A 16,688-nucleotide genomic window follows, 5' to 3' on the forward strand; every position below is an offset into this window, starting at 1 on the left:
TTTAAGTTTTATCCGCGTCCAAACATTTCATCGTCCTTGTCAATTCTGGTCTGATCTTCCAGAGGGTATTCTTTTCTCAATGGGAAATAATCCATTTCATCCACATTCAGAATGCGTTTTAAATTAGGATGACCCACAAAGTTTACCCCGAAAAAATCATAGGTTTCTCTTTCCATCCAATTGGCAGAAGAGAACAATTGAGAAGCTGTATAAACGTCTGGTGTTGCAATAGAAGTAAATACTTTAAAACGGATACGCGTGTTTTGTACCAAATTGTGCAAATGATACACAACTGCCAACTCCCTGCCTGTTTCATCTGGATAATTCACTGCACACAAATCAGTTAAAAACTTAAATCCTAGGCTGGGTTCGTCGTACAAGTATTGCATTACTTTTAAATTCAGATCCTTAGGGGCTTCAAAAGAAAGCATACCATAGGTTTCTTCAAAGTGGAAGACCTGGTCTCCGAACTTTTCAGTAAGCTTTTGCTGAATATATTCGTTGCTGATTGCCATAATATTACTGTATTCCGTAACCGTTCAATAATGCTTTATAATGATCGCTGTTTCTTCTTCTAATGCTCTCCTGACCAACTAGTTCCTGAATTTTCATGAATCCATCTAAAATTGCTTCTGGTCTGGGCGGGCATCCTGGTACATATACATCTACCGGAATCACCTGATCAATTCCCTGAAGCACGCTATAAGTATCAAAAATACCACCACTTGAAGCACAGGCGCCCACAGCCATTACCCAACGGGGTTCTGCCATTTGCAAATACACCTGACGAAGAACTGGACCCATTTTCTTGGCAATGGTACCCATTACCATCAATAAGTCGCACTGACGGGGAGAATGGCTCATCCTTTCCGCACCAAATCTGGATAAATCATAGTGTGAAGCGGCAGTGGCCATGAACTCAATACCACAGCAAGAAGTAGCATAGGGCATGGGCCACAAAGAGTTCTTACGCGCCAATCCTACTACATCGCTTAGCTTGGTAGTAAAAAATCCTTCTCCTCCGTACCCTTCAGGGGCATTTACATAAGTAATTGAATCGGCTATCTGCGCCTCTTTTGGATGTATGTTGAATCTTACCGGACGTGACATAATAATGAATATTAATAGTTATAATCCTGTTTAACGTATAGAACAGCTACTAAAGGGTTTAGTTCGGTTTTAATCCGCCCTTTAACCAATTAGTCTTCCCACTCCAGCGCACCTTTCTTAATGATGTAGGTGAATCCTATTAAAAAGAACCCTACAAACATAGTTACAGCAAGGAACCCATTCCATCCCAGCTCTCTGAAGTTAACAGCATAAGGGTAGAAGAAAATTACTTCCACATCAAATAAAACAAATAGAATTGCCACCAGAAAATACTTAATGGCCATTGGCTGACGGGCATTTCCATGTGATTCAATACCACTGGTAAAGTTTTCCAGCTTATCAGCGGTTTTACGCTTGGGCCCAACCAGGGAAGAAACACCAATCATGGTTGCTACAAAACCTGCAGCAAAAATCAATTGAATGGCAATAGGCAGATAATTGGAAGCAGAATTGCTTGAACTTGCGTCAATCAGAGTAAATAATGGTTCCATAGTGCGCTTTAAGTCCGCAAAAATACGCTTGTAAAGCATATAAAAGAAAAACTCCTCAATTTGAGGAGCTTTTTCTTTAAGTTAATTTTAAACCAGGGACTTAGCTACCGGTTTTAGCTCCGGAAGCACCGCCTTTTCCAGTTGGATTGGAGTAATAATCAATGTTTTTCTGGATGGTAGCTTTTACATCCTGTGCAAACTTGTTATTCTCATCACCTGCTGTTGGGTATAAATTCAGCATCTTATCAGCCACTTCAATGGCTTTTTGACAAACTGCAAGGAATTCTTCTACTGCAGGAGATTTTTCTCCCTTGGTAGTTACCTTGAAATCCGGACGCTTTTTAATTTCATTGAAAAGATTCACATAGTAGTTAATCTTAAAGTATTCGTCTAAGAAAATGGTTTTTCTATGTTTATCCAGATCCACTTTTGCGTAAACTGAATCTAAATAGTTTAAGTTTTCAATGATTTTGGCAGTATCGGTTCCATTGGCCATAGTAGCTCTTTTGAAGAAACTATAAGGCTGAGGCTTATCCGGGAATGCTGCCATATATGGTTTAGAAAACTCTATCACCTGATCGTATGCTTTTGCATTGAAAGCAGAAGAAGTTAATTTGTAATAATCAAATTCAGTCAACTCACCTTTCATTTGCATGCCACGCTTCATTAAGTTTAATTGTGCCTGATAGGACTTTGCTTTACCCAGCATATCAGCAGCTGCATTGATCAATACAATCTGATTTGCTTTTACCGTATCTGCCTGAAGAGCTTTGTCTACATATGCTAATGCAGTGGCTTCATTTCCCGGAAACTTGGTAACCACTTCAATACCCAACTTGTAATCTGAAGCCTGAACTTCTGAAGCAGGAGCACTGGTTAAAAATTCTTCGATGTATTTTTTAGCCAATAAAGAATCTCCTTTTCTTAAATAGTTGTATGCATACACCACTCCTAATCTAGGAACTGCTTTAATACCTACCGCTGCATCTAATTCTTTTGCTTTTGCCAAAGACTCATCGTATTTACCCGCACGGAATAAATAGTCTGCCTGGTACAATTCGTTTCTTGAATCCTTATCAGCAGTGTGAACATATTGATCCAAATATTCTTTGGCTTTGGTTACATCTTTTTCTGAATAATATTGATACAATGCATAATAAACTGGAGGAAAAGCAGCATCAGCTGTTTTTGCATTATCAAAATATTGGTTAAACAATTCCTCGTTGTTTTGGCTTCTGTAGATTAACCCAATTCTGAACATAGCCAATGCATTTTTAGGATCGCGAGCAATGGCTTCTGTATAAGCTTTTACCGCTTCTCCACCATTTTCACCACCCATTTTCTGATAGCAGATACCCATATAGATATAGATATCAGGATTGGTTAAGTCTAAGGCACCTGCCTGCTTTAATTTATCAATACCGTATACAGGATCTCCCATTTTACTGTCTCCATCTGCATTGGCGCGGCCAATGGCAGTTAAGATAGCAGCGTTGGGCTTACCTTTGTTTTTACCTCTGGTTTCTGTTGTTGCAGTAATAGCCTGTTCAAACTTTTGTTTTGCTGAATTCAGGTCTCCACCTTCTCTCAACTCAACATGTCCCATACCTACCAGTAACCAGGCATCACTACCCAATTCCTGAAGTCCTTTCTGGTACAATGCTTTTGCAGCAGCAACATCTTCTTTGGTAACTTCAATTCCATTACCAGCCAGATGCGCCTGACCTAACCAATAGATGGCTTGAGGGTCTTTAGCATTCGCATCATAGTTTTTCTGCAGTACTTCTTTTGCACTCTTGTTTTTTCATAATGCAACAGCTTAATGCCTTCGGCAATCTGAGCCGTTAAGCACTGTACGGCAAATACAGCTGCAAACATCAAAGCAACGGTCTTCTTCATGTTCTCTCTTTTTATAGTTGTTTTGTTATTCGTTGTTTATACTACTATTCCTTTTGTGAAAAGCCATTTTAGCCGGAGCTAAAAAAGATCTTCTGAAAATCAACTGTCCTCTTTCCAAACTCATGAAATTCATGAAGCCTGTTCCAAGTCCTGCGTGGTTCTCTTTTAATACATAAAACAAAGGTCGTGCCAAAGGGTACTGACCATAGGTTATGGTTGATTGAGAAGGCTTTGCAAATATGCCTTTTTCCAAACAGGCGGTGCACTCTACTCTCGCCAATCTTATTTTTTTAAGATAAGATTGTTGTTGAGTATCATATACATCTCCAATCCAGCTAAGACCTACAAAACCAATCACATCGCTTCGGGAAGTAACAATATCAATTACTTCCTGACTATTATTCGCTGCTACTACATTTGCTCCAAAAGAAGCGCCTTTTAAAACACTGTCTTTTAAATAGCGTACCGTACTTGTAGCAGACTTACCATCCATCACTGCTGTAATTTTATGTTTCCCGCTTAGTATATCTCTTACCTCATTAAATGTAAATATGCTGTCACTGGCATTGTTATTTACAATCAATGCAACGGCATCGTAGGCCAATTCAGCATACTGTGGTTGGTAAGACAAAGCAGATTTATAAAATTCAGCTTCTTTCTCATCCAGGCCTCTGGCTACAATAATCATGCGGGTACTGTCTTTTTGTAAATCTCTGAAACAGTCCGCTTCTGATTTGTAGGAAACCACAATATTGGCTTTGGGGAAAGATGATTGATGAACTTTTATTTGCTCTTCAATAACAGGTTTAAAGCTTTCATCTACACTAATGTAAATGGTTCCTTCTTCAGTGTTATCCTGAAAAGCATTTTTTGATTCTGTTGAATCACAAGAAACAAAGAGCAAAAAAATCAGTGCCCAAGCAAATACACTACTTCTCTTCATAATCAATTTAATAATCTTGCTTAACGCCTCTGTATAATCTGAATGCTCCGTACAAAACACAAATGCTACCGAATAAATTACGATAAAGCGGTTCTGCTGTAAACACTAGATCCATTCCCAGCTTTTCTATGAAGAATACTGCAAGTCCAACACCCAAAAACAAAGTAGCCATAGAAATATCATAGATCCTTCTGAAGACACTGTACCGTTTCTGGTTTCTCTCTCTGTAAGTATTTTCCATACAATCACTTTACGGGATGGGCAATTTAGTAAATATTTTACGTGAGATGCGCTAAAATTAAAATTCCATAAAAAACTTTCGGTGAAAAGGCACTAAACTAATGACTGTTAGTTGCAAACTAATTAACATATTTAGCCAGATTACGGATTTGTTTTTTCTCAACACACACATATACAAGTGAAACTGGTCCTGCTCTTTTAAAAGACAATACTATAATTTTGCGGCCATGAGCAACAAAGCAGGAATACCACAAGGCACTAGAGATTTTAATGCAGTCACCGTACAAAAGCGTAATTATATTTTCAATACCATTCGCTCTGTATTTGAACTCTATGGTTTTCAACCACTTGAAACACCGGCCATGGAAAACCTGGATACCCTGATGGGGAAATACGGAGAAGAAGGAGACAAACTGATTTTTAAAATCCTGAACAACGGATTAGACAATCCTGCAAAGCAAGCCCAGGTTACCGCTGATTTTCAGAAAGTTCTGGAAGGGAAAAATACCAAGGGGATTACAGAGCGTGCATTGCGTTACGATCTGACCATTCCCTTTGCCCGTTTTGTGGCCATGAATTATGGACAATTGACATTGCCGTTCAAAAGATACCAGATACAACCAGTTTGGAGAGCAGACCGCCCGCAAAAAGGGAGATACAGAGAGTTTTATCAGTGTGATGCTGATGTAGTGGGAAGCAATAGCTTGCTGAATGAATTGGAATTGACATCCATCTATGCAACTGCATTTGAAAAATTGAATCTGCCTGTTGAAATCAGAATCAATAACCGAAAAATTTTAGCCGGTCTGGCAGAGCTTTGCGGTGGGTTGCAGGTAATGGTTCCTATAACAGTTGCCATAGACAAGCTGGATAAAATAGGAATGGAAAAAGTAAAAGAGGAATTGGCATCCAAAGAAATTTCTCCTGAACAAATTGCCATCATTGAAAAATATTTATCCATTGATGGAAGCAATACAGAAAGAATAGCGCAATTAAAAAATCTCATGCAGGAAAATTCAACTGCTTTGAAAGGCATTGAAGAACTGGAATATATTTTGGCCAATCATCCCAAAAAAAATCGCGCACAGGTTATTGTTGATTTTACGCTGGCCCGTGGTTTGAATTATTACACAGGCACCATATTCGAAATAAAAGCCATTGGTGCCCAAATGGGAAGTATTGGCGGTGGCGGACGTTACGACGACCTTACCGGTTTGTTTGGCGTACCCAATGTACCTGGTGTGGGCATTAGCTTTGGCGTTGACAGAATTTATGATGTACTGGAAGAACTACAACTCTTTCCGGAAGCAGTACAAAAAGGAACCAAGGTATTGTTCTTTAATCTGGGTACAGCTGAATCTGCAAAAGCATTTGAATTGATGCAGGATTTAAGAGACCGGGGTATTGCCTGCGAACTGTATCATGAATCAGCCAAGTTTGATAAACAGTTCAAGTATGCAGAAAAAAAACAAGTCCCTCATGTTATTATCATCGGTAGTACCGAATTAACAGAAGGGACCTGTATCCTGAAAAATATTATCAACGGAGAGCAAAAAACTATTTCACAGTCAGAGCTGGCTTCGCAGCTATTCTAAATGCAATTGCTTTAGTAGAAGCTGTTTCTTTAGTTCCCACCAGTTCGTAACCCATGGCCAGAATAGTTACGCCTGTTACCACTTTACTATCGTTGCGGGTGAATTTTGCAGTACCCTGAAACTGGGTAATTACGTAAACATCTTCTCCTGATTTTTCCAGTGTGGAAGAACCGGCAGCAGAATTCATCATCAATACCCCATTTTCAAGTACAACAGTTACTTCAGCAACAGGGCTTCCTTCCGCAAATTTATACCTTCCCAAAATCTGATTCACCGTTGAGTCTGTTGGAGTGGTTTGTGCACTTGCAGCCGTTGTTAATCCAACCAGCATAAAAACAAACAAAATAACTTTTTTCATTTCAGTACTATTTTGAAAACAAATTAATCAATTCAGTTATAAATCGGAATACCTTTTATATAAATTTTGTATCATCTGCAAATGAACCAGGTGCTTACAAATTAATTCAGTCCTTCATAAACAATAGCAGACCCCTGTCCAACTCCCACACACATGGTAGCCAGTCCATACTTTATTTTGCTTCTTAACATCTGGTGGATTAAAGTTGCCGAAATACGTGCACCCGAACAACCCAATGGATGCCCCAATGCAATAGCACCGCCATTTACGTTTACCCTAGAAGGATCCAGCCCCAGGTCTTGTATACAGGCAAGACTTTGTGAGGCAAAAGCTTCATTCAATTCTACAAGGCCTAAATCGTTAATGCTAAGCCCTGCTCGTTTCAATGCTTTCTGAGTGGCAGGCACGGGACCAATGCCCATAATGGCAGGATCCACACCAGCTACGGCCATGCTGGTAATTTTAGCAATGGGATTCAGATTGAATAATTTAACTGCTTCTTCACTGGCCAGCAACACAGCTGCTGCCCCATCATTAATACCAGAGGCATTGCCCGCGGTTACGGTTCCGTCTTTTATAAATGCTGGCTTTAAGCCTGCCAATTTCTCCATACTGGTTTTACGCGGATGCTCGTCTTTATTCATCCAGCTAACCATTCTGTCTTCTACAAATTCAACCGCCACTATTTCATCATTCCAGATTCCTGCCGCTTCTGCAGCAAAATACTTTTCCTGAGACTGCAGGGCAAATGCGTCCTGTGCTTCTCTGCTTATTTTCCAGGTTCTGGCTACGTTCTCAGCTGTTTCACCCATGGTATATGGATGGTATTTTTCCGCTAAAGCCGGATTAATAAAGCGCCACCCAAAACTGGTATCATAGGTCTCCAGCTTTCTGCTCCAGGGTGTATCCGCTTTTGCCATTACAAATGGGGCCCTGGTCATGCTTTCTACCCCACCCGCAATATAAAAAAGTCCATCTCCGCATTGAATGGCACGGGCTGCATCCATAATGGCCTGTAACCCACTGGCACAGAGTCTGTTAACCGTTGAACCCGCAACAGATGTTGGCAAACCAGCCAATAATGCCGCCATTCTGGCTACGTTTCGGTTATCCTCCCCCGCCTGATTGGCTGCTCCGGCTATTACATCTTCAATGGCATTGGGATCCACATCCGGATTGCGTTCTATCAGGGCTCTGATTACGGTGGCCAGCATATCGTCGGGTCTTACCGAGCTTAATTTTCCTCCGAATCTGCCTATTGGCGTTCTTACTGCATCAATCACATAACAAGCGCTACTCATAGAATATAATTGAGGCTGCAAGATATAAGTTATCTTTGCAGAATGAGTGCTTTGTTACCCAATATTCGCCACCAGAGCCAGGAAAGCCTGGAAACTTACTTCGAGAGCATCGGCGAGAAAAAATTCAGACTGCAGCAGGTACAGGAATGGCTTTGGCAGAAACATGCCCACAGCTTCGATGCCATGAGCAACCTGAGCAAAGCACTCAGATTAAAGTTGGCAGAAGATTTTTCCCTACCTGCCTTAACCACAGATGCTACCCAATACAGCAATGACGGCACCATTAAAAGCCGATTCAAAACCTACGATGGTCATTTGATTGAAGGGGTTCTTATTCCAACCGACGATAGAAAAACAGCCTGTGTTTCTTCACAGATAGGTTGTAGTTTAAGCTGCAAGTTTTGTGCAACCGGTTATATGCAACGCAAGCGGAATTTAAACTTCGATGAAATTGTAGACCAGGTGGTCCTGATAAATCAGCAAAGTGAATCGGCTTACGAAAAGAAACTGACCAATATTGTTTTCATGGGCATGGGTGAACCCCTGCTGAATTACAACAATGTTTTAAAAGCCATTGAGCGTATTTCGGCAGAAGACGGATTGTTCATGAGTCCCAGAAGAATTACCGTATCTACTGCGGGCGTAGCCAAGCAAATCAGAATGCTGGGAGATGATCAGGTTAAATTTAAACTGGCACTCTCATTGCATGCACCCAATGATGCCAAAAGAAATGAAATCATGCCCATCAATGAAACCAATAATATTAAGGTTCTTACAGAGGCATTGAATTATTTTTATAAGAAAACCGGTAACGAAATCACACTGGAATATATTCTGTTTAAAAATCTGAATGACTCTGCAAAAGATGCGGAAGAACTTACCAAGGTTTACAGACAAATTCCTGCGGACCTGATCAATATTATTGAATACAATAGTATTGATGCATTTAAATTCACTAAACCCGACGAAGAAGACACACAACGTTTTATGGATATTCTTGCTGCCAATAAAGTAAATGCAAGACTTAGAAGAAGCAGAGGAAAAGACATTGATGCAGCTTGCGGACAATTGGCTAACAAAGGCTAAGGACCAGGCAAACTGATACAGATATTATTATTCATCCTGTTGTAAAACAGCAAATTGACACTATGCAAAAAAGAACAGACAACTTCAGCAAATTTGCTGAAAAGAAAAAAGGGGCGGCTATTAAAGAAGCCATTCGTCAGGAAAAACGAAAAATCAAGGCAGAAGCCAGAGCCATCGGCGAAGAAATGAGAGCCAAGAAAAAAGCGCAGGCCCGAGGCGAAGTTTACACGAGCCCGAAAGAAGCAGCAGCTCCGGCTAACAGAAACAGCAGATCTGCTGAAAACAAAACGGAAAGACCAGCCAGCGGGTCTTATAAAGCTTTTAAAGAAGGGAAAGCCGGCGATAAAAAATTCACAAAAGATAAAGGGGCTAAACCAACCTATCCGGGCAATCCGAGAGATGCGGAAAACAAACCCAAAGCTGTTGGCAGTGAGCCCATGCCTTTAAATAAATACATTGCACATGCAGGTGTTTGCGGAAGAAGAGAAGCAGCCGAACTGGTTAAAGATGGCAAAGTAACGGTTAACGGAGATAAGATTTTTGAACCAGGTTATAAAGTATCACAGTCAGATAAAATTGTGGTAAAAGGAAAGGCTATTTTTCTTCAAAAAAATCTCGTGTATTTATTGTTAAATAAACCCAAGGATTTTATTACCACAGCCAATGACCCGCAGGGAAGAAAAACGGTATTGGATTTAGTGAAAGGTGCAACTCCTGAAAGGGTCTACCCTGTAGGAAGATTAGACAGAAATACTACCGGTGTTTTATTATTGACCAATGATGGAGAACTGGCTCAGAAACTAACCCATCCTTCATTTGAAGTAAAGAAAATTTACGAAGTAACCCTTGACAAACCCGTTACCAAAAAAGACCTGGATCAAATTGCCAGTGGTGTTACATTAGAAGATGGATTTGTTGCCGCAGATTCAGTAGGATACGCAGATCCAAAAACTAAAAATGTAGTGGGCATTGAAATTCACAGCGGCAGAAACAGAATTGTGCGCAGAATTTTTGAACACCTTGGCTATGACGTAAAAGCGCTGGACAGGGTAATGTTTGCCAACCTTACCAAGAAAAATGTGGAGCGAAGCAAATGGCGTTTTCTGAACGAGAAAGAAGTTCGTTTGCTGAAATTCATGAACAAATCATTCGTAAGAAAAAACAAGACTGAGAATCCCGCATGAGTATCGATATCATTTTAGAAACCCCTGATTTTGTTGCTGTAAATAAACCTTCCGGATTGTTGAGCATCCCAGACAGAATGGGAGTTGAAATTTCCCTGAAGGATTTATTAAAACAAAAGTATGGTCAGATTTATACGGTTCACCGCTTAGACAAAGACACCAGTGGCATCATTATATTCGCCAAAAATGAAACTTCACATAAAGCACTTTCAGCATTGTTTGAAAGCCGCGAAATGGAAAAGTTTTATCTGGGTCTGGTGCAGGGTCAAATGATGAATCCAAGCGGAAGCATTGATGCAGCCATCATGGAGCATCCCGGGAAAACCACGAAGATGATGACCCATGTAAAAGGGAAACCTTCATTAACAGACTATGAAGTGCAGGAACAATTCCGACTATATAGCTGGGTTCGTTTCCAGATTCATACTGGCAGAACACACCAGATCAGGGTGCATATGCATCATATAGGACATAGTATTGTGTGTGATGAAATATACGGAGACCCTAAACCGGTTTTGCTTTCTTCTATCAAGAAGAATTTTAAACTGGCTAAAGTGGCGGAAGAAGAAAAGCCAATCTTATCCAGACTGGCTTTGCATTCTTCTCAACTTAATTTTTCCTACGAGGGAGTTGCTTATTCATTGGAAGCTCCTTTGCCAAAAGACTTAAGAGCCGTATTACAACAATTAAAAAAATGGAAGGGATAGTGTTTATTGCTTAAACACTTTTCCTCCTTTCATTACAAACCTTACACGTCCCATACTGGTTACGTCTTTTTCAGGATTGCCATCAACTGCAATGATATCGGCCAGTTTGCCTTTTTCAATGTTGCCGATAGAATCATCGCCCAATAAATCTGCAGCGTTAACAGTTGCACATTTTATGGCTTCCAATACCGGCATGCCCACTTCATTCATGTATTGAAATTCCAGCCAGTTTTTTCCATGCGCATACACACCGGCGTCTGTACCAAATGCAATTTTCACGCCCTTCTTATAGGCTTTGGCAAATGTGCCTTGTATAAAATTTCCAATCACCAAAGCTTTTGCTTTAACAATTTCAGGATAGTAACCTGGTTTCTTTGCTGAATCGGCTGTTGATTTACCTGCAACAATAGTTGGCACTAAGTAGGTACCTCTTTCCTTCATCAGGTCCATTACTTCGTCTGTCATATAACTACCGTGTTCAATGGAATGAACCCCGCCCAAAACGGCTCTCTTCATGCCTTCTGCTCCATGTGCATGTGCTGCAACCTTAAATCCATAATCATTGGCTGTTTGTACAATGGCTTTAATTTCATCCACCGTAAACTGAGCGCCACTGCCATCTTTGGCCATGCTTAATACCCCACCGGTTGCCGTAATTTTAATCAGGTCCGCTCCGTCCTTGTATCGCTGGCGAACCGCTTTGGCTGCATCTTCCACACTATTCACCACCCCTTCTCTTGGACCCGGATCACCCATTAAATCTTTTCTATAGTTGTTAGAAGGATCAGCATGACCTCCGGTAGATGCCAGGGATTTTCCTGCAGTATAAACGCGTGGTCCTACTATCCAGCCTTTATTAATTGCGTTGCGCAAGGCTATATTAACATTGGTGCCGCCTAAATCCCTTACTGCTGTAAACCCGCTCATCAATGTTTTCTCTGCAAATACAACAGACTGAAAAGCAAAGTCAGCAGGATTATACGTAAACCCATTCAGGTAGCTGGCAGGTCCTGTTTCAGATTCCATGTGCACATGCATATCAATCAGACCCGGCATTACGGTTAGATTTCTCAGATTGATAACAGTCTGATCAGCAGCCGGAGGGGTATATCCCTTCTGCACTTCAATAATTTTATTGCCTTCCACAACAATGGTCATTTGCGGCAATTGTGTTCCGTTTTTAACATCAATTAACTGACCGCAATGCAATAGTGTTTTCTGTGCAACAACTGATTGAGTTGCCAGAAACAAGAGACCGAAGAAGATTCTGCGCATACAATGATTTTCAGTAAGATAGCCAATTTTATTTATTGGGCTGAGGCGTATAACGCAAATAAGGTTTGATTTCTGTTACACCTTTGGGGAATCGCTGTATAGCATCTGCTGTACTAATAGAAGGCACCACAATTACTTCTTCCCCATCTTTCCAGTCGGCAGGTGTAGCTACACTATATTGTGCAGTTAACTGTAGGGAATCAATCACTCTCAATACTTCATAGAAATTTCTTCCTGTAGAAGCAGGATAAGTAATCATCAGTTTAACTTTCTTATCCGGGCCAATAATAAACAGCGATCTCACTGTAAAAGTTTCTGAAGCATTCGGGTGTATCATATCGTATGCGTGTGCAATGCTTCTATCCTCATCTGCTATAATGGGAAAATCAACCAACGTGTGTTGTGTTTCATTGATATCATTGATCCATCCACCATGTTTATCCAAACTATCCACACTTAAAGCAAGCACTTTTACATTGCGTTTCTCAAACTCAGTTTTCAGGGCTGCCGTTTTTCCCAACTCAGTAGTACATACAGGTGTGTAGTCTGCAGGATGCGAAAACAATACACCCCAGCTATTACCCAGGTACTCATAAAAATCAATTGGGCCCAAACTGGTTTGGGCAAAAAAGTTGGGAGCAATATCCCCAAGACGAAGTGCCATACTTTAAAATTTTTGCAATAATAGTTAATTTCCTACTAGTTTGATAGACTATTATAAAGGACTAAGTATTTTTTAATATCAGGGTGTAGCATTATCTGGGCCTTCATTGGCCGGCTTTCTGACCGTCCTTGCCTTTTGCAATGCCTGTTTGCCAAACTTATTCTTAACCGCATCTATGGCTTTGTAGAGCTCCCCCTTTTTATCAGTTTCATCAAATAAGGATCCCTGCATTATATGCGAAGTCAATTCGGATAATCGCACCCCCAATAATCTCACAGGTTGTCCTTTTCTGTACAATTGATGAAATAAGTCTATGGCCACTGGTATCAGTTCGTCATCCCTTAATGTGTAAGCAATACTTGTTTGCTTTGTGGTGGTTTCAAAATCGGGGTACCTGATTTTTACGGTAATACATCCAGTTAATTTACCATCCTGTCTTAATTCATACGCCACTTTCTCTGTCATACGAACCAACTCACTCAATAAAAACGCTACCTCGGTTTTATTCTCTTCAAAAGTATTTTCAGTTGAAATAGATTTAGCCTCATGGTAAGGCTGAACCAATCCTTCATGAATACCCTGAGATTTTTTCCAGAGATCCAACCCGGTTTTTCCAAATAACTTATTCAGCAACTCGGGAGATGTTTCGCTTAACTGCTGTATAGTAAAAATGCCATTGGCATTTAATTTTTTGTGCATGGCTTCACCAACACCTGAGAATTTGTTTACGGGCAAGGGGGCTAAAAATATTTTTTCCATACCCGGTTGAACAAACAGATAGCCATTCGGCTTGGCTTCATCCGTTGCAATTTTGGCAATCATTTTATTGCTTGCCAAACCAAAGGAAATAGGCAATTGGGTTTGATCAATTATTTCATTCCGCAATGCAATGGTCCATTGAAAAGGATCAAAGAATTTATCCATTCCGGTTAAATCAATAAAAAACTCGTCTATGGAAGCTTTCTCGAATAAGGGTGCTTTGGCTGCTATAATATCGGTGACCCATCTGGAGTAACGGCTATACTCACCTCTGGTTCCTCTTACAATAATGGCGTGTGGGCATAGCTGCATGGCTTTTTTCATAGGCATGGCACTGCGTACACCAAACTTTCTGGCTTCATAACTGCAGGTAGTTACCACCCCTCTATCGGCACTGCCACCAACAATAACCGCTTTTCCTTTCAACGAAGGATTGTTAATCATTTCAACGCTTACAAAAAATGAATCCAGGTCTAAGTGAGCAATATATCGTTGAGGTGCAGACATACAAAAGCAATATCACCCTTTTATGTGATGGAAAAACTATAATCCCCTGTAAATATCCAGCAAGCCGTCAGGTAATGTAACATATACTTTTTTGGCAGCTCGATCAATCTTGTCCAGTGTTTCTGCATGCAAGGGAATCAACGCTTCATTTCCTTCCAGGGTTACCCGCAGCAAAACCTGGTGGGGCTGTTCAATCACTTCTTCTATAGGACCTAAATTCTCGTCCTCATCTGTAATGATTTCATATCCAAGTAATGATATAGGTGCATTTTTTCCAGCCAGATTTCTAAAGTCTGCATCCAGCAGCCAGACTGGCTTACCGGTGAATCTAGCGGCCATTTCCTTGCTTTGAATGCCTTCCAGTTTAACGTAGGACTCTTCATCGTCTTTTGCCTTTGCAGCTTCTACAAAGTATGGGATGTATGAGCCTTTTACTTCTTCAATAAACAGGGCTTTTACGTCTTTCAGATTGGTTTTCTTACCCAATGAATGTTTGAGTATCAATTCGCCTTTTACGCCAAAAACGGCTACCATTTTACCAATATGAATATAATCTTGCATGGTGCAATTTAATGAATGAATAAGGAACATGAAAAAGGCCTGGTAAACCAGGCCTTCTCAAATCGTATGAATGCTTGCATTAAGCTTCAGCTGGTGCTGATTCCTCAGCAGGCGCAGCAGATTCTTCCTGCTTCTCTTCTACTTTCTTAACTACAGGAACATAAGCTTTCTTTGCAGATTGCTTACTCTTGTGTTCACTGTTTCGGCGAGTGATGTTTGCTTCATGACTGTTGTGCCATTCCTGGAACTTGGTCATTGCAGTAGCATCATCAAACAAACCTAACTTAACACCACGCAACAAGTGCTTTAAGTACAATACTCCTTTGAAAGAAAGGATTCTGCGAACAGTGTCGGTAGGCTGAGCACCTTTGTTTAACCACTCTAGTGCTTTCTGACGATCTAACTGGATACTTGCAGGTACAGTTAGTGGGTTGTAAGTTCCAATTTTCTGGATGAACTTACCATCTCTTGGTGCACGAGCATCGGCTACTACGATAAAGTAGAAGGGACGCTTTTTACTTCCGTGTCTTTGAAGTCTCATTTTAACTGCCATCTTAAATAGACATTTAAAGGCTTTAATAATAGGGTTTATCCGGTAGAAACCGGAACGCGAAATTAGGTGATTCCCGATAATTATCCAAAGTTTAGCGCCTCATTCCGGGGAAACGGCCACCCATTGGCATATTATTCATCATTTTCATCATCTGTTTCATCTGCTCAAACTGCTTCATAAAGGCATTTACCTCCTGTAAATCCTTACCCGCCCCTTTGGCAATTCTGGCCCTTCTGGAAGGGGTTAAACTATCGGGGTTAGATCTTTCGTAGGGAGTCATGGAACTAATCATGGCTTCAATCCCCTTGAAAGCATCGTCTTTTATATCAATATCTTTTACGGCTTTTCCTACGCCCGGAATCATCCCCATCAGGTCTTTCAGGTTACCCATTTTCTTAATCTGCTGCAACTGGTCTAAGAAGTCCTGAAAGTCAAACTGGTTCTTGCGGATTTTCTTTTCCAGCTTTTTGGCTTCTGCTTCATCAAACTGTGCCTGGGCTTTTTCTACCAAAGTGGTGATATCCCCCATGCCCAGAATACGCTGAGCCATCCTTTCCGGATAAAACACATCCAGGGTTTCCATCTTCTCGCCACTGCTCACAAATTTAATGGGCTTGTCGACGGTGTACTTAATAGACAATGCAGCACCACCGCGGGTATCGCCATCCAGCTTGGTTAAAACCACACCTGTAAAATCAAGACGGTCATTAAAGGCTTTGGCCGTATTTACCGCATCCTGACCCGTCATGGAGTCTACCACAAACAATATTTCGGAGGGATTAACAGCGGCTTTAATATTGGCCACTTCATTCATCATTAACTCGTCGATAGCCAAACGGCCGGCGGTATCTATGATGACTACATTTTTATTGGTTGCTTTTGCTTCCTTGATTGCATTCAGCGCTATCGCAACCGCATCCTTATTTTCACGCTCACTGTAAATGCTTACGCCAATTTGTTCTGCCAAAACGGTTAACTGATCTATCGCGGCGGGTCTGTAAATATCTGCAGCTACTACCAGCGGGCTCTTGCCTTTTTTGGTTTTTAAATAATTGGCCAATTTACCGGTAAAAGTGGTTTTACCACTACCCTGTAAACCTGCAATCAAAATTACGGCTGGTCTGCCTTCTGCCTCAAAAGCAGCTTCCTGTCCGCCCATTAATTCGGTTAGCTCATCCTGTACAATTTTTACCATCAATTGCCCGGGGCTGATGGCATTCAACACTTTTGAGCCTACTGCTTTATCCTTTACCTTATCTGTAAATTCCTTGGCAATCTTGAAGTTCACGTCAGCGTCCAATAATGCCCTGCGGATATCTTTAACCGTATTGGCAATATTGAGCTCATTAATTCTGGCTTCCCCTTTTAAATTCTTAAACGCTGATTCTAATTTCTCTGATAAATTCTGAAACATGATATCACACTTGTTGTTGAACGAGGTGCAAATATACTAGC

Annotated in this window: 19 protein-coding genes; 4 read left to right on the plus strand and 15 right to left on the minus strand. The window is 40.8% G+C overall.

Annotated elements, in window-relative coordinates; genetic code table 11:
- Positions 1–8 precede the first annotated feature (8 nt).
- The 7 genes from P767_RS0108775 to P767_RS0108805 form a co-directional block, all read right to left on the minus strand.
- A complete protein-coding gene (locus P767_RS0108775) occupies positions 9–515 on the minus strand; it encodes an NADH-quinone oxidoreductase subunit C (RefSeq protein ID WP_026764209.1) in 507 nt (168 codons plus the stop codon).
- A gap of 4 nt (positions 516–519) precedes the next feature.
- Positions 520–1,110 carry an NADH-quinone oxidoreductase subunit B gene (locus P767_RS0108780; RefSeq protein ID WP_051417251.1) on the minus strand — a complete coding sequence of 197 codons (591 nt, stop codon included), beginning with the start codon at positions 1,108–1,110 and terminating at the stop codon, positions 520–522.
- 89 nt (positions 1,111–1,199) lie between these two features.
- Complete coding sequence (locus tag P767_RS0108785; RefSeq protein WP_051417252.1) at positions 1,200–1,601, minus strand: NADH-quinone oxidoreductase subunit A; 402 nt, start codon at positions 1,599–1,601, stop codon at positions 1,200–1,202.
- A 100-nt stretch (positions 1,602–1,701) separates the two neighbouring features.
- The gene (locus P767_RS0108790) at positions 1,702–3,261 is read right to left on the minus strand and encodes a tetratricopeptide repeat protein (RefSeq protein WP_026764212.1); all 1,560 of its coding nucleotides are present in this window, start codon (positions 3,259–3,261) and stop codon (positions 1,702–1,704) included.
- A gap of 65 nt (positions 3,262–3,326) precedes the next feature.
- The gene (locus P767_RS18335) at positions 3,327–3,500 is read right to left on the minus strand and encodes a hypothetical protein (protein WP_157611449.1); all 174 of its coding nucleotides are present in this window, start codon (positions 3,498–3,500) and stop codon (positions 3,327–3,329) included.
- Positions 3,501–3,525: 25 nt separating this feature from the next.
- Positions 3,526–4,443, minus strand: a complete 918-nt coding sequence (locus P767_RS0108800; protein ID WP_026764213.1) for a PstS family phosphate ABC transporter substrate-binding protein — start codon at positions 4,441–4,443, stop codon at positions 3,526–3,528.
- Positions 4,444–4,450: 7 nt separating this feature from the next.
- Entirely contained in the window at positions 4,451–4,684 is a 234-nt protein-coding gene (locus P767_RS0108805; RefSeq protein ID WP_026751076.1) for a hypothetical protein, read from the minus strand.
- A 226-nt stretch (positions 4,685–4,910) separates the two neighbouring features.
- Here P767_RS0108805 and hisS point away from each other — a divergent pair, with 226 nt between their 5' ends.
- Complete coding sequence (hisS, locus tag P767_RS0108810) at positions 4,911–6,278, plus strand: histidine--tRNA ligase (RefSeq protein ID WP_026764214.1); 1,368 nt, start codon at positions 4,911–4,913, stop codon at positions 6,276–6,278.
- Here hisS and P767_RS0108815 read toward each other — a convergent pair.
- Positions 6,241–6,636: a hypothetical protein gene (locus tag P767_RS0108815; protein ID WP_026764215.1), complete on the minus strand. Its 396-nt coding sequence runs from the start codon at positions 6,634–6,636 to the stop codon at positions 6,241–6,243. The genes hisS and P767_RS0108815 overlap by 38 nt on opposite strands.
- Before the next feature lie 101 nt (positions 6,637–6,737).
- On the minus strand, positions 6,738–7,937 hold the full coding sequence (locus P767_RS0108820; protein ID WP_026764216.1) for an acetyl-CoA C-acyltransferase: 1,200 nt from the start codon (positions 7,935–7,937) through the stop codon (positions 6,738–6,740).
- 42 nt (positions 7,938–7,979) lie between these two features.
- On the opposite strand from P767_RS0108820, the gene rlmN reads away from it, so the two are divergent.
- From rlmN to P767_RS0108835, 3 genes are all read left to right on the plus strand, one after another.
- Positions 7,980–9,023, plus strand: coding sequence for a dual-specificity RNA methyltransferase RlmN (rlmN, locus tag P767_RS0108825; protein WP_026764217.1), 1,044 nt, complete (start codon positions 7,980–7,982; stop codon positions 9,021–9,023).
- A gap of 62 nt (positions 9,024–9,085) precedes the next feature.
- Entirely contained in the window at positions 9,086–10,207 is a 1,122-nt protein-coding gene (locus P767_RS16510) for a pseudouridine synthase (protein ID WP_037351704.1), read from the plus strand.
- Positions 10,204–10,914: an RluA family pseudouridine synthase gene (locus P767_RS0108835; RefSeq protein ID WP_037351705.1), complete on the plus strand. Its 711-nt coding sequence runs from the start codon at positions 10,204–10,206 to the stop codon at positions 10,912–10,914. Before P767_RS16510 ends, P767_RS0108835 begins: the two co-directional genes overlap by 4 nt.
- 3 nt (positions 10,915–10,917) lie before the next feature.
- Here P767_RS0108835 and P767_RS0108840 read toward each other — a convergent pair whose 3' ends face one another.
- The 6 genes from P767_RS0108840 to ffh form a co-directional block, all read right to left on the minus strand.
- A complete protein-coding gene (locus tag P767_RS0108840; RefSeq protein WP_026764219.1) occupies positions 10,918–12,189 on the minus strand; it encodes a metal-dependent hydrolase family protein in 1,272 nt (423 codons plus the stop codon).
- 28 nt (positions 12,190–12,217) lie between these two features.
- The gene (locus P767_RS0108845) at positions 12,218–12,853 is read right to left on the minus strand and encodes a peroxiredoxin (RefSeq protein ID WP_026764220.1); all 636 of its coding nucleotides are present in this window, start codon (positions 12,851–12,853) and stop codon (positions 12,218–12,220) included.
- Between the two features lie 78 nt (positions 12,854–12,931).
- A complete protein-coding gene (gene dinB / locus P767_RS0108850; protein WP_026764221.1) occupies positions 12,932–14,119 on the minus strand; it encodes a DNA polymerase IV in 1,188 nt (395 codons plus the stop codon).
- A 36-nt stretch (positions 14,120–14,155) separates the two neighbouring features.
- Positions 14,156–14,680: a ribosome maturation factor RimM gene (gene rimM, locus P767_RS0108855; protein WP_026764222.1), complete on the minus strand. Its 525-nt coding sequence runs from the start codon at positions 14,678–14,680 to the stop codon at positions 14,156–14,158.
- 79 nt (positions 14,681–14,759) lie between these two features.
- On the minus strand, positions 14,760–15,221 hold the full coding sequence (gene rpsP / locus P767_RS19055; protein ID WP_316929604.1) for a 30S ribosomal protein S16: 462 nt from the start codon (positions 15,219–15,221) through the stop codon (positions 14,760–14,762).
- A 103-nt stretch (positions 15,222–15,324) separates the two neighbouring features.
- Entirely contained in the window at positions 15,325–16,647 is a 1,323-nt protein-coding gene (ffh, locus tag P767_RS0108865; RefSeq protein ID WP_026764224.1) for a signal recognition particle protein, read from the minus strand.
- Between the last annotated feature and the right edge of the window lie 41 nt (positions 16,648–16,688).

The sequence above is a fragment of the Sediminibacterium salmoneum NBRC 103935 genome (assembly GCF_000511175.1).
In the GTDB taxonomy this organism is placed as follows: domain Bacteria; phylum Bacteroidota; class Bacteroidia; order Chitinophagales; family Chitinophagaceae; genus Sediminibacterium; species Sediminibacterium salmoneum.